Source organism: Burkholderia sp. WP42 (assembly GCF_000745665.1).
Taxonomy (GTDB): Bacteria; Pseudomonadota; Gammaproteobacteria; order Burkholderiales; family Burkholderiaceae; genus Burkholderia; species Burkholderia vietnamiensis.
Window position 1 is genome coordinate 13,818 of the sequence record NZ_JQJT01000009.1, and the last position, 13,632, is coordinate 27,449.

13 protein-coding genes are annotated in these 13,632 nt (G+C 64.4%); 3 read left to right on the forward strand and 10 right to left on the reverse strand.

Annotated elements, in window-relative coordinates:
* Positions 1–95: 95 nt before the first annotated feature.
* From EX20_RS03955 to EX20_RS04000, 10 genes are all read right to left on the reverse strand, one after another.
* Positions 96–563, reverse strand: coding sequence for a rhodanese-like domain-containing protein (locus EX20_RS03955; RefSeq protein ID WP_014725918.1), 468 nt, complete (start codon positions 561–563; stop codon positions 96–98).
* Positions 564–1,223: 660 nt separating this feature from the next.
* The gene (ssuD, locus tag EX20_RS03960; RefSeq protein WP_014725917.1) at positions 1,224–2,369 is read right to left on the reverse strand and encodes an FMNH2-dependent alkanesulfonate monooxygenase; all 1,146 of its coding nucleotides are present in this window, start codon (positions 2,367–2,369) and stop codon (positions 1,224–1,226) included.
* Between the two features lie 91 nt (positions 2,370–2,460).
* A complete protein-coding gene (locus tag EX20_RS03965; protein ID WP_014725916.1) occupies positions 2,461–3,258 on the reverse strand; it encodes an ABC transporter ATP-binding protein in 798 nt (265 codons plus the stop codon).
* 2 nt (positions 3,259–3,260) lie between these two features.
* Complete coding sequence (locus tag EX20_RS03970; RefSeq protein WP_139164681.1) at positions 3,261–4,625, reverse strand: ABC transporter substrate-binding protein; 1,365 nt, start codon at positions 4,623–4,625, stop codon at positions 3,261–3,263.
* Between the two features lie 59 nt (positions 4,626–4,684).
* Complete coding sequence (locus tag EX20_RS03975; protein WP_014725914.1) at positions 4,685–5,725, reverse strand: branched-chain amino acid ABC transporter permease; 1,041 nt, start codon at positions 5,723–5,725, stop codon at positions 4,685–4,687.
* Between the two features lie 22 nt (positions 5,726–5,747).
* Positions 5,748–6,629 carry a branched-chain amino acid ABC transporter permease gene (locus tag EX20_RS03980; protein ID WP_014725913.1) on the reverse strand — a complete coding sequence of 294 codons (882 nt, stop codon included), beginning with the start codon at positions 6,627–6,629 and terminating at the stop codon, positions 5,748–5,750.
* Between the two features lie 24 nt (positions 6,630–6,653).
* Positions 6,654–7,433 (reverse strand): ABC transporter ATP-binding protein, encoded by a 780-nt coding sequence (locus EX20_RS03985; RefSeq protein WP_014725912.1) that lies wholly within the window; start codon positions 7,431–7,433, stop codon positions 6,654–6,656.
* A 15-nt stretch (positions 7,434–7,448) separates the two neighbouring features.
* A complete protein-coding gene (sfnG, locus tag EX20_RS03990; protein ID WP_014725911.1) occupies positions 7,449–8,552 on the reverse strand; it encodes a dimethylsulfone monooxygenase SfnG in 1,104 nt (367 codons plus the stop codon).
* 30 nt (positions 8,553–8,582) lie between these two features.
* The gene (msuE, locus tag EX20_RS03995) at positions 8,583–9,161 is read right to left on the reverse strand and encodes an FMN reductase (RefSeq protein ID WP_034192877.1); all 579 of its coding nucleotides are present in this window, start codon (positions 9,159–9,161) and stop codon (positions 8,583–8,585) included.
* Positions 9,162–9,417: 256 nt separating this feature from the next.
* Positions 9,418–10,608 (reverse strand): acyl-CoA dehydrogenase family protein, encoded by a 1,191-nt coding sequence (locus tag EX20_RS04000; RefSeq protein ID WP_034192723.1) that lies wholly within the window; start codon positions 10,606–10,608, stop codon positions 9,418–9,420.
* Between the two features lie 66 nt (positions 10,609–10,674).
* On the opposite strand from EX20_RS04000, the gene EX20_RS33135 reads away from it, so the two are divergent.
* From EX20_RS33135 to EX20_RS04010, 3 genes are all read left to right on the forward strand, one after another.
* Positions 10,675–10,797: a hypothetical protein gene (locus EX20_RS33135; protein ID WP_014725908.1), complete on the forward strand. Its 123-nt coding sequence runs from the start codon at positions 10,675–10,677 to the stop codon at positions 10,795–10,797.
* A gap of 92 nt (positions 10,798–10,889) precedes the next feature.
* Complete coding sequence (locus tag EX20_RS04005; protein WP_034192724.1) at positions 10,890–12,098, forward strand: acyl-CoA dehydrogenase family protein; 1,209 nt, start codon at positions 10,890–10,892, stop codon at positions 12,096–12,098.
* Positions 12,095–13,201, forward strand: coding sequence for a sigma-54 interaction domain-containing protein (locus tag EX20_RS04010; protein WP_051974374.1), 1,107 nt, complete (start codon positions 12,095–12,097; stop codon positions 13,199–13,201). The genes EX20_RS04005 and EX20_RS04010 overlap by 4 nt, the downstream gene beginning before the upstream one ends.
* Positions 13,202–13,632: the final 431 nt, after the last annotated feature.

A 13,632-nucleotide genomic window follows, 5' to 3' on the forward strand; every position in this document is an offset into this window, starting at 1 on the left:
ATTCATCGCCGGCACGTGACCGAGCATGGTTCGACCGAAGCGCATCGCACCGCCATCCCCATAATGCGCCCGAGCAATCCACCGCAGTCGTGCGGCTAGTCCTGCACCCACGGCAGCCCATGGAAACGCCAGCCGTTCTGGCCGCCGCGGTGCTGCGCGTCGTCGAGCGCACCCTCGAAGCCTTCGAGCACGTTGAACACGTGTGCGAAACCGGCCTTGGCTGCCGCGTCCGCCGCGAGCGCCGACCGGTTGCCGCTGCGGCACAGCAGCAGCACGACGACATCTTTGCCTGTTTTCGCTTCGAGCTCGCGCACGAAACGGGGATTGCGCGTCAAGCTCGTCCCCGTAGCCCACGCCACATGCACGCTGTCCGGCACATAGCCAACGAACTTGCGCTCTTCGGCGGTGCGGACATCCACCAGCACCGCGTTGCCTGCCGAGACCAGCGCCCATGCATCGCGCGGCGCGACGCCGCCCGCGTAGGCCAGCCCTTCCTTCGCCGCCTGTTCGCGTGCCGTCTCGAGTGCTGCGTGGACCGGTCGTTCTTCGAGTACTGCTGCCATTACGCCTCCCGGGTTCGTTACATGGCCGTTTCACGGCAAGCCGTCTATAGCCATCAGGAAACGATGATGCGCGAGCGTCCGCGAACGGCGAACCAATAAATTTTCATTTCCAAAGAAGCACGCGAGCGGGCTGTACACCGACGAATGACGCGTGTCCCCGCGCACGGCGCTGGCGCACGGCCGCCAAAGACAGGGGTTTGCGAAAGGACGGACCGGCGCGGCGTCGGTCCGCCAGCCCTTGGACCGCGGTTTCCGATGCGCCAAGAGAAGGATGCCTTCGCGGCGATCTTGCGTGCGCAGAGATTGCCCGCATAGCGGGCCGACGCGCGGCCCTCAAGCCGCTGCATCGTCCAACGCGGCGCAACCTCGATTGCCGTGACCACATTGACGTCGCTGGCCTTCGCGCCAAAACGCAGGTCTGGTTCCTTCTCGTCTACTACGCGCGATTCGGGTTCGTCAGGCCAAGACACGCCAAGATCCGCGCGATCACGCTCCACTTCCGCTCGCACCGTTCGATACCCGTGCGCCGGTTCAATCAGCGCACGATGGATTCGCGCTCGGACTCGGCGATCGCCCCGAAAACGTCAGGTTGATAGGCTGGCCGGCAGCGCGGATCGATCACGCTGCGGCCGAAGAAATGGATTCGGACAGGCGAACCCGTCAGTGTTTCCCTCCGGCGCCTTGCGGCGTGGCGCGGATATCGAACGCTCCGCCCGTGAGCGTCCGGTCGCGCAACGTGACCGGCGTCTTGCCGGGCAGCAACGGGAACACCAGCTCCGCAAATCGAATCGCTTCTTCGAGGTGCGGATAGCCGGACAACACGAAGCTATCGACGCCGAGCTCCACATACTCGTTGAGTCGCGCGGCCACCTCTTCGGCGCTGCCGACGAGCGCCGTGCCCGCACCGCCGCGCACGAGGCCGACACCGGCCCACAGATTGGGGCCGACCACCAGCGTGTCGCGGCTGCCGCCGTGCAACGCCGCCATGCGCTTCTGGCCCACGGAATCCATGCTCGCGTAATTGCGCTGTGCCGCCGCGATATCGTCGTCCGTCAGGTGGCTGATCAATCGATCCGCGTCCGCCCACGCTTCCTCGCTCGTTTCGCGCACGATCACATGCAGCCGCACGCCGAACCGAATCTTGCGGCCATACCGCTCGGCTCGCCGCCGCACGTCGGCGATCTTCTCGGCCACGGCGGCCGGCGGTTCGCCCCAGGTCAAATAGGCATCGACATGCTTCGCAGCCAACTCGTGCGCCGCCGGCGACGACCCGCCGAAATACAGCGGCGGATAAGGCTTGCTGGCGGGCGGAAAGAAATTCTGTGCACCCTGCACCTTAAGGTGCTTGCCGTCGAAATCGACCTTCTCGCCCGACAGCAGGCCGCGCCAGATCGTCAGAAATTCGTCGCCGGCCTCGTAGCGCTCGTCGTGACCGTAAAACACGCCGTCTGCAGCGAGTTCGGTCGCATCGCCGCCCGGCACGACATTGAGCAGCAACCGCCCCTCGCCGAGCGCCTGGTCGAGCGTCGCCGCCTGGCGCGCGGAAGCCGTCGGATTGCCGAGCGACGTGCGCAGCGCCACCAGCAGCTTGATACGCTGCGTGACCGGAATCAGGCTGGCCGCCGTCACCCACGGATCGAGACAGGAAGCGCCCGTCGGAATCAGCAGCCCGTCGTAGCCGAGCTGGTCGGCCGTCACCGCGATCTGGCGCATGTATGCATTCGTTGCCTGACGGCCGAAATCCGATTTGCCGAGATAACGCGTATCGCCCGAAGTGGGCAGGAACCAGAAAATATCGAGACTCATGATGTATTCGTTAAATGATCATCCACCGCACCCGTGACATCCTGCGATGCCGGGGTCCTGCAAAATCAGCCCCACGGCTGCCGAAACACGGTCATACGCCGGTCGTCGCCGCCGCCCGTTGCGCACGCCTCGCCGCGTAATCCACCGGCGCACCGCCGAGGTAGGCATCTCGCAACGCATCCAGCTCCCGCAGTTGCGCCGACGTGCCATGCGCGACGACCCGTCCGCTTTCGAGCACGTAGCCGCAACTGGCGAAGCGCAGCGCAATCGAAGCATTCTGCTCGGCGAGCAGGAAACTCACGCCCTCGTCACGATTGAGCGCCGCGACGATCTCGAAGATGTCCTCGACGACATGCGGCGCCAGCCCCATCGACGGCTCGTCCAGCAGCACGAGCGACGGATGCGCCATCAGCGCGCGACCGATCGCCACCATCTGCTGCTCGCCGCCCGACGCATAGCCGGCCAACGCGCCGCGCTTCTGCTTCAAGCGCGGAAAAATCGTGTAGATCCGTTCGAGATCGGCGTCGATCTCGGCCCGCTTCGGCCGTCGCGCGAACGATCCGATCCGCAGGTTCTCCTCGATCGACAGGTGCCCGAAGCAGCGACGCCCTTCGAGCACCTGCACGAGACCGCGCTCGACCAGCGTCCAGGGCTCGAGACGCGTGACGTCCTCGCCGCGATAGACGACACGCCCGCCCGTCAATTCGCCGCGCTCGGCGCGCACCAGGCTCGAAAGCGCCTTCAGCATGGTGGTTTTGCCCGCCCCGTTGCCGCCGAGCAGCGCAACGATCGCGCGCTCGGGCACCGTCAGCGACACCCCGCGCAACGCGGGAATGATCCCGCCGTAGGTCACGGAGATCTCGTCGGCCTGCAGGATCGGTTCGCTCATGCTCAAGGCTCCTTGCTGCAATCGCGCGGCGTGATGTTCTTTTCCTTCGCATAGGCGAGCGCCGATTTCTCGATGATCGGGCGCAGCAGCGCTCGATCGGCCTGCACCCAGTCGCTGATCACGTTCCACTTGCTGCCGTTCCATTGCTGGAAGCGCACCGCGCCGCCGCCTTCGTGGTCCGAGCACGACAGCTTGAGCGGCTGCACGAGACCGAGCGCGCCGAGCTGCCGAAGCCGCGCATCGTCGAGGTTCAGGTGCTCGAAGCCCCAGCGTACCTGTTCGCCCGTGAGCGGCTTGTTGCCGTACTTGCGTTGCGCGACGCGCACCGCCTCGACGTTCAGGATGCCGTTCACCACGCCGAGGTTGTAGTAGACGGTGCCGAAGCGCGCAGGGTCCTTGAGGTTGCCGTTACCGGTTTTGATCACGTACTGGTTGATCGCCTGCAGGACCGGATAATCGGTGCCCGACGGGTGCGTCGTGATCGAGACGAAGCCCTTGGCCGCATCGCCGGCCGGGCGCACGTCTTCTTCCGAATTGCTCCAGATGTTGCCGATGATGTGGTCGGCCGGATACCCGACCTTCTGCGCGCTCTTGAGTGCCACCGGGTTCATGACGCCCCAGCCGCGCAGGATCACCCAGTCGGGCTTGATCTGGTGGATCTTCAGCCACTGCGAGCCCTGCTCGTTGCCCGGGTGCGGCACCTCGATCTGGATCGCGTCGAAGCCGTATTTCTTCGCCAGCAGGTCGACCACGGGAATCGTCTCGCGGCCATATGGCGAGCCGTGATAAAGCACGACGATCTTCTTGCCCTTCAGGTTGCCCAGCCCGCCCGAGCGCTGCCCGATGTAGTTGACGATCGCCGAGACTTCGCTGTACGGATTCAGCTGCAGAGGAAACACGTAGGGAAACACGGCCCCGTCGGTCGAATCGGTGCGCCCGTGGTTGATCGTGATGAGCGGAATCCTGTCGGCCGTGGAACGGTCGAGCGTCGCATACGCGATACCGACCGACAGCGGATTGGTGGCAGCTGCCGGTGCGCCGTCCGGGCCGCCGTTCTTCAGGCGTTCGTAGCACTCGACGCCTTTCTCCACGACGTATTCGGTCTCGCACTCCTTCCATACCAGCTTGACACCATTGACGCCGCCGTCGCGCGCGTTGATCAGTTGCATGTAATCGATGAAGCCGCCGAAAAAGCCGCTGCCGCCGGCCGCATACGGGCCGACACGGTAGCTTTGCAGCGGGAAATATTCCTCGGCAGCCGCGTGTGCCTGCGGCAGCGCCGCCGAGCACAGCGCGAGCGCAGCGATGAATGTGCCAGCCCGTTTTTTCCATGCCGAACGGCCAAGGTGCCTGCGAACATTTCCCATATGATCGATATTCCTTATTTATATGATGATAAAAAACGTCATTCCCGGTCGATACGGATTCATTTCGCGTGTCTGAACCGCTGTCGCGCCACCTGGACGAGGCGTGCCAATCCGTCCGGCTCCTTGATCAGAAACACGATCACGAGGCTGCCGAACACGATCTTCTGCAGGTTCTGCAACTGGTCGCTGCCGATTCCGATGCGGGCGAGTTCGCTGCCCGCGTTCGACAGCAGGATCGGCAGCAGCACGACGAAGGCGGCGCCGAGAAAATTCCCGCCGATGCTGCCCATGCCGCCGATGATGATGATGAACAGGATCTGGAACGACAGGTTGAGGCTGAAGCCGTCCGGTTCGATCGTGCCGAGATACGCAAAGGCCCACAGCGCGCCGGCGATGCCCAGCACGAAAGAACTGAGCGCAAATGCGAGCAGCTTGGTACGCCCGATCGGGATGCCGATCACGCGCGCCGCCGTATCCATGTCGCGCACCGCCATCCAGCGCCGCCCCAGTTCGCTTCGCACGAGGCTCGCCCCCAGTGCGAACAGCACGGTGGCCACGCCAAGCACCAGCAAATAGCGCGATGCCGGATTGTCGATGTGCCAGCGGCCGATCGCGAGCTGCGGCGCGCTCAGCACACCGGACATGTCGTCGTGCGAGAACCAGCTCACGCGGGTAAACAGCCAGACCACGAAAAATTGCGCGGCCAGCGTCGACACGATCAGATAGAAACCCTTGATGCGCAGGCTCGGCAACCCGAACAGCACACCGACCGCTGCGCTCGCGACCCCGCCGAGCAGCAGCGCCGCCGGCAACGGCAGCGCCGGCACGCGCACGAGCAGGTTATAGCTCGCGTATGCACCGATCGACATGAATGCCGCCGAGCCGAGCGAAAGCTGCCCCGCATAGCCGGTCAGAAAGTTCAGGCCGAGTCCCGCGATCGACAGGATCAGAAACGGCACGAGAATCGCATTGAGCCAGTAATCGTTGGCCCACAGCGGCACGCCGACGAATGCGGCCACCGCCAGCATGCCCGGCCCGACCCACTGGCGCCAGGCCAGGCGACGCGACGCGGGAATCGAAGCGGTATTGGTCAAATCCATGTGAATTCCCCTGGGTCCGTTCCTAGACACGCTCGACGGCCGGCTCGCCGAACAGGCCGTACGGCCGCGCCAGCAGGAACAGCATCGCCAGCAGATACGGGAACCAGTTCTCGATGCCGTCGCCGATCACCCCGCCCGCGTAAACTTCCGCCAGCTTCTCGGCGGCGCCGACCAGCAGCCCGCCCGCGATAGCGCCGCCAATCGACGAAAAGCCGCCGATGATCAGCACCGGCAGGGCCTTGAGCACGACCAGGGAAAGCGAGAACTGCACGCCGAGCCGCGCGCCCCACAGCAGGCCGGCGACCAGACTCGTGAATCCGGCAAGCGCCCACACCACCGCCCATACACGCGGCAGACGGACGCCGACTGCCAGTGCGGCAAGCGGATCGTCGGCCACCGCGCGTAGCGACAGGCCGAGCCGCGACCATTTCGCGAACAGCGACAGTCCGAGCACCAGCACGCCGGCCGCCGCCGCCGCGAACAGGTCGAACTGGCTGACCATCACACCGGCCAGATGCAGAGGCCGATCGTCGATGCCGAGATCGAGACCGTGGACCTGCGCGCCCCAGAACAATTGCGCCGCACCCTCGAGTATCAGGCTCAGGCCCAACGTCGCCATGAACAGCACGATCGGCGGCCGGTTCACGAGCGGGCGCAGCACCAGCCGCCCCGTCAGGATCGCGATCACGACCAGCGCGACGAGCGTGGCGGCAAACGCGAGCCATCCGTTCCAGCCGCGCTCGACGAGACTCACATAGGTCAGCGCGCCGAACAGCACGAGCGCGCCCTGCGCAAAGTTGAAAACGCCGGATGCCTTGTAGATCAGCACGAAACCGATCGCGACCAGCGAATACATCACGCCCGCCAGCAACCCGCCGACCAGCACCTCGATAAAAAACGCCATCACGTTCCCCGTTGTCCGTTTCCGTCAGTGATGCGTGCCCATGTAGGCAGCCAGCACGTCCGGGTGCGCCCGCACCTCATCAGGTCTGCCGTCGGCGATCTTCCTGCCGTAGTCGAGCACCACCACGTGATCGGACACGCCCATCACAACGCCGATGTCGTGCTCGATCAGCACCACGGTCACGCCAAAGTGCGCGTTGGCGTCGAGCACGTATTCGGCCATCGCATGCTTTTCGTCGGCATTCATCCCGGCCATCGGTTCGTCGAGCAGCAACAGCCGCGGCTCGGCCGCGAGCGCGCGCGCCAGTTCGACGCGCTTTTGCAGCCCGTACGGCAGCGAGCCGACCACGGCGTCGCGATACGCCTGCAAGTCGAGTTTCTCGATCACACGCTCCGCATACCGGCGCTGCGCGGCTTCGTCGCGGCGGGCGCGGCCGACATGCAGCGTCTGTTCCAGCCAGGTGCTGCGCCGATGCAGGTTGCGGCCCGTCAGCACGTTGTCGAATACGCTCATGCGGCGAAACAACGCGAGGTTCTGGAACGTGCGCGCGATGCCGCGATGCGCGGCGCGATACGGGTCCATGTGCCGGTACGTGTGTCCGTCGAAGCGGACCGCGCCCTGCTGCGGGCGATACACGCCGTTGATCACGTTGAGCAGCGAGCTCTTGCCCGCGCCGTTGGGTCCGATCAGCGCGCAGATTTCGCCCGCCGCCACCTCGAAGCTGACGTCGGTGACGGCCTTCACGCCCTTGAACAACAGCGAGATGCGCTCGAGCGCGAGCAGCGGCGGTGCGGTCTGCGTCATGTGTCAGGCACCCGTTCAGGCCGCGACCGGCTGCAGCCGGCTTTCGAGTTCGCGCACCAGCGGCAGCACCTTCTTGCCGAAGTACTCGACCTCTTCGATGAAGTGCAGGAAACCCGTCAGCACCAGATCGACGCCGATCGCCTTCAGCGCGACGATCCGCTCCGCGATCTGCTGCGGCGTGCCGATCAGGTTCGTGCGGAAGCCGTCGTTGTACTGCACGAGATCCTCGAACGTCGATTTCGCCCAGTTGCCTTCCCCTTCCGGCGACGCCTTGCCCGCCTGCTTCACCGCGTCGCCGAACGCATTGACCGCCTCGACGTGCGCATGCGCAATGATGTCGTCGAGCACGGCCCGCGCTTCTTCCTCGGTGTCGCGCGCGATCACGAACGCGTTCACGCCGATGCGCACACGATGGCCATTCGCAGCCGCCTTCGCGCGGATGTCGTCGATCTGCGCCTTCAGGTTCTCCGGCGTATTGCCGTTGGTGAAATACCAGTCCGACACGCTCGCGGCGTTGTCGCGGGCCGCGCGCGAACTGCCGCCCTGGAAGATCTCCGGGTGCGGCTTCTGCAGCGGCTTGGGGCTCAGCGTGTAGTCGTGGAAGCGATAGAAGTCGCCCTTGTATGTGAAGTTGTCCTGGGTCCAGATACCTTTCAGCACTTCGATGAACTCTTTCGAGCGCCGATAGCGTTCGTCGTGCTCGAGCCAAGGCTCGCCGATCGCAGTGAATTCACCCTTGAACCAGCCGCTCACCACGTTGATCGCGATGCGCCCGTTCGTGAGGTGATCGATCGTCGCCAGTTGCTTCGCGACCACGGCCGGATGCCACGGCCCCGGCAGAATCGCGGCAAGCACCTTCAACTTGGTCGTCGCGTGCAGCAGCGCGTGGCTGAACGACACCGACTCGTGCTGATACTCGGCGCCGTAACCGGCCGTGAAGCGGATCTGGCTCAATGCGTATTCGAAACCCGCGTCTTCGGCGGTCTTCGCGAGCTTCTGGTTGTATTCGAGGCTCCAGTCGGTACGCTGCTCGATCGTGCTGACGACAAGGCCGCCGCTCACATTCGGCACCCAGTAGGCGAACTTGACGGCTTCGTCGGAAGAAGTGGCATTGCTCATGGAAAGGTCCTGTTCAGAAGATGTTGAAACTCACGCGGCCGACGCGGCCACCGCAGGTTCGAGACGACTGGCTTCCTGCACGAGCGGTACGGCCCGCTCGACGGCAAGCCGGATGCGATCGAGCAGCTCCGGGCTCGTAATCGCGTAGTCGTGGAAATCCCGCTCGGATGCGAACACACCGAGCGGCAAGGTCCGCGCCTGGAAGAAACTGAACAGCGGGCGCAACTGATGGTCGATCACCAGCGCATGACGCTCGCTGCCGCCCGTCGCGGCCAGCAGCACGGGCACGTCGATCAGCGCCTCGTGATGCACGAGATCGAACAAATGCTTGAAAAGCCCCGTGTACGACGCCCGGTAGACCGGACTGCCAACGATCAGCACGTCGGCCTCCTCGATGGCGCGCAACTGAAGCGCCAGCTCGGCGGAAGCATCCGCTCGGGAAAGCACGCCGGACAGCACCGGCGCAATCTCTCCGAGTTCGATCAAATGCGGCTCGACCGGCAGCACCGCACGCAGGCCCGACAGCAACGCCTCCGTCAGTGCGAGCGTTCGCGAAGGCCGTGACGTGTTGCCCGAGACAACGACCACCTTGTAAATCTTCTTGCCCATCGTGCGTTCCTTTTCATGTGCTGCGTGACGCCAGCGTTGCAGCCAGCCGTGCAGGCCAAACATTTAGCGAATACCGTGCCAAACGGCCTCGTTCTCGTTCCACGACAGGAAAACCGGCCGCGATTCGCCGCATATTCACGACATGCGTGGTTCGCGAGACGATCCACGCGTCATTCCGGGCAGACTGGAAACCATATCGCCGGCGCAGATGACCGAGCGGCAGCAAAGCTGCTTCCTCACTGCTTCATGAGCAGCATCAGGAGTAAAAGGACGGCGTCGGAAAGCGCTCATTCAACGCCCAGTCCCCGAGCTCGCGAATCTTGTAGTCGATCGGATCGTGCAGGGTATGGACACGCAGATTCCGCCAGAAGCGGTCGAACCGCAGCGCCGCGGTGGTCGCCCGCGCGCCCGTTACCTCGAACATGCGCTGCGTGACATCGAGGCCGGCCTGCGCAGACGAGACCTTTGCCGCCGCAACGGCAATCGCGACCTCGCCGCGCTCGATCTCGGTGAGCGCGGCCTCACGCGTCCACGCCGCATCGAACGCGGCGGCGGCTCGCTCCACCAGTGCGCCCGCACCCTCGAGCGCAAGCCAGAACCGGCCGTAGTGCCCCTGTACGTAAAGATCTTCGGTCGGATGGCGCGCCGGGGATGCGATCCACGCGCGCGTGCTCTCCCGCGTAAAATCCCGCGCCGCACGTAACGCGCCCTCGCCGAGGCCGAGATAGATATGCGCCAGGATCAGTTGGGCCAACAACGGCCGCAAGCAGGCAAACGGCGAAGACAGCGGCCCCGGATCGGCGAGGATTTCATCGCGCGCCACCGCCACGCGTTCGAATATCACCGTGCCGCTATCGGTCTGGCGCTGCCCGATGTTGTCCCAGTCGTCGAGAATCACGATCCGCTCGCGGGCAGTCGGCACCACGCCGATCAGCAAACGTCCCTGCGCATCGAAAGCCGAGGCCAGCAGAAGATCGGAATCCGCCGCGCCGGAGCAGAAACTCTTTCGTCCAACGAAATTCCATCCGTCTGCACCGCCCGGTTCCGCACGCGTGCCCCGGTCGAGCGGATTAAGCGCATTTCCCCAGAACCAGCGTTGCGAGACGGTCTGCTCCAGCCATGGTTCCCACTGCTGTGGGCGCCCGAACAGGCGCACCGTCGCGAGATGCAGATGGTGAAAAGCGAATAGATGGGCGAGCGAGCTGTCCACCTGCGCGAACCGCCGTACGACGGCCAGGGTCTCGGACCAGCTCGCGCCATGACCGCCATACGCACGAGGCACGCTCAGCCCCAGCAGGCCGCTGTCGCGCAACATGCGACGCTCGCGCAATGGCGTCCCGCCGGCCCGGTCACGCGCAACGGCCGTACGCTCCAGTTCCTGCGCAACCGACTCCACCGCCGGCTGCCAGGACGCCAATGCAACTGTCTCAGCACCGATATGCTTCATTAGCAAGACGCCTTCCGATCGAGATTATTCGAGCTGGCGTTCATGCAGGTTCCATGCCACGGGCGAATGGGCTCGAAAGACGTCGAAACCGGAGCCGCCGCGCTTGTCTGGCAGCAGCGCGCCAGCAAACTGCTGCTCGATCCGCAATTCTTCAGCGCTTGCTGCCTAAAAGCCGGGCATCTGATTTGAATATGACAATTTGTTGCTTCCCACGCAGCACCGAGACAAACAGAATCGTTGGACTGGGACGCTCGGTTTCATCTCACTCATCCCCCTTTCACATGGCAACACTCTCGACCTATCCGCCTACGACCGGGCCGAACGGCGCGCACCCCGATCCGCTGGCTATCGCCGAACAACTCGCCACGCAATTCACGCGAACCGCCGCCGAACGAGATCGTGCCGGCGGCACGCCGAAGGCCGAACGCGATGCGTTACGTGCGAGCGGGCTGCTGCGGCTCAGCATTCCGACTGCGTATGGCGGCCTGGGCACGAACTGGCTCACCACGCTGGATATCGTGCGCACGCTGGCTCGCGCCGACAGCTCGATCGCCCACGTGTTTGGTTTTCATCATCTGCTGCTTGCGACCGCCCGTCTGTTCGGCGCGCCCGAGCAATGGGAGCCGTGGTTCCAGCAGACGGCCACCCACGACTGGTTCTGGGGGAATGCGCTCAACCCGCTCGACGAACGCACGATCAGTTCGCCGCGCAATGGCTGGCTGGAATTCAGTGGACAGAAAAGCTTCTGCTCCGGTGCGCTCGATTCGGAAATGCTGATCGCGTCCGCGCGCGCCGTCGACACGAATGCGTTGCTGGTGGCCGCCGTGCCGACGCAACGCAGCGGCATTTCCATCTCGGAAGACTGGAACAACATCGGCCAGCGCCAGACCGACAGCGGAACCGTCACGTTCGAACGGGTGCGCGTGGAGCATCGCGAGATTCTCGCCAATCCCGGGCCGCTCTCCACACCGTTCGCGTGCCTGCGCCCGTTGATCGCGCAACTCGTGCTCACGAACATCTATCTGGGCATCAGCGAAGCCGCCTTCAACGACGCGCAACACTACACGCTGCACGAGGCCCGGCCATGGCCCGCTACGCGCGTCGCACGAACCGCCGACGATCCTTACATCCTGAGCCAGTACGGCGAGTTCTGGGTCGGGCTCGAAGCCGTACGCGTCCTGGCCGACCGCGCGGCCGCCCGGCTCGACGACGCGTGGGCGCTCGGCGCGGCACTCGGCGAAGACCAACGTGGAGAAGTCGCGGTGGCCGTCGCGAGCGCAAAAGTCTCGTCGATCCGGACAGGACTCGACATCTGTACCCGGATGTTCGATGTTGCAGGAGCACGCGCGACCCACGGCGCACTGGGCCTCGACAGACACTGGCGCAACCTGCGAACCCACTCGCTGCACGATCCGTTGGCGTACAAGCTGCGCGAACTCGGCGAGTGGGCACTCAAACGGACCTACCCCCAACCGAGCTTCTACTCATGAACCGTCCGCTCCCTCCTGTCCAGCTGAGCGAACCGGCCGGGACCGCCGACACGGCGGTGCTGACCCTGCCGGACCGGCACGCGCTCACCACGTCGATCCGGGCGCGCGCGCAGGTCTTCGTCGATCCCCGCTCGCTCGCGTTGCTCAACCAGATACGCATGATCGCGCCCAGCGATGCAAGCGTGCTCATCGTCGGTGAAACCGGAACCGGAAAGGAACTGGTTGCGCGCCACGTTCACAATCTGAGCCACCGCAAGGACCGCCCGTTCATCGCGGTCAACTGCGGCGCGTTCTCGGAAACGCTGGTGGAAAGCGAACTGTTCGGCCACGAGAAAGGAGCGTTCACGGGCGCATTCTGCGCGAAGCCCGGATGGTTCGAGGCGGCCAACGGCGGCACCTTGTTCCTCGACGAAATCGGCGACCTGCCGTTGTCGATGCAGGTCAAACTGCTGCGGGTGCTGCAGGAGCGCGAAATCGTCCGGCTCGGGTCGCGCCACAGCATTCCGATCAACGTTCGAGTGGTCGCGGCGACCAACGTCCACCTCAACGATGCGGTCGCCGCAGGCCACTTCCGCGGCGATCTGTTCTATCGGCTCAACGTCGTGCAGCTCGCGATCCCCGCGCTACGCGAACGCCCTGGCGACGTCCTGCCGCTCGCACGCTATTTCATCGAGGACTATCGCAGCCGCCTCGGATACGGCCCCGCGGATATCGACGTGCGAGCCGAACAGAAACTGCTTGCGCACAACTGGCCCGGCAATATCCGCGAGCTGGAGAACGTGATCCACCACGCGCTCCTGGTCAGCCGCCATGATCTGCTGCAGGAATCCGATCTCCAGATCAGGTACGGCGACACGCCGTTCACGCCTCGCAGCGATCCGCTTCAACACCATGATGCCCAGGAAAATTTCGAGCAGGCGTTACGCGGCCTGTTCGACCAGGAACACTACAATCTGTTCGAGCATATCGAAGATACCGTGATGCGCATTGCCTTTGAATTCAGTCATCGAAATCAGATCCAGGCAGCGAAACTGCTCGGCATCAGCCGCAACGTACTGCGCGCGCGTCTGATCCGGGCAAAGGAAATCAATGCGCTGAAGTAGCACGCTCCGCACGGGCGCTGGTCAATGCCCGTTGCATGCTGGTAAATACCGGCCGGATAGACGCTCGATAGGCCATCGGTACGCTTGCTGAACGAATAATCCGCGCCCGCAGTAACCGAGTACCGGCGCAGCGAATCCGACCTGCCGTTCTGCGACGCCTTGCCGGACGTGAATCCGTCGTTGCCGACCAGCGCGAGCGCGGGCGTCAGCCCATACATGCCGTTGACCTCGACATTGTCGAAGCGTCAGCCGGCGTTCAAACGGCGGCATTACGTAAGGCACGATCGATATCCGATCGGCGTTGATCCGCATACGTACCGACAAGCAACCATGCCGGACACTTGCCCGGTATGCAGCAATCGTTCCTGATGCAACGGTCTGTCGCGTCCGGGAACGGCAGCGGGATGCATCCGAGCCGCTCCCTACGCCGG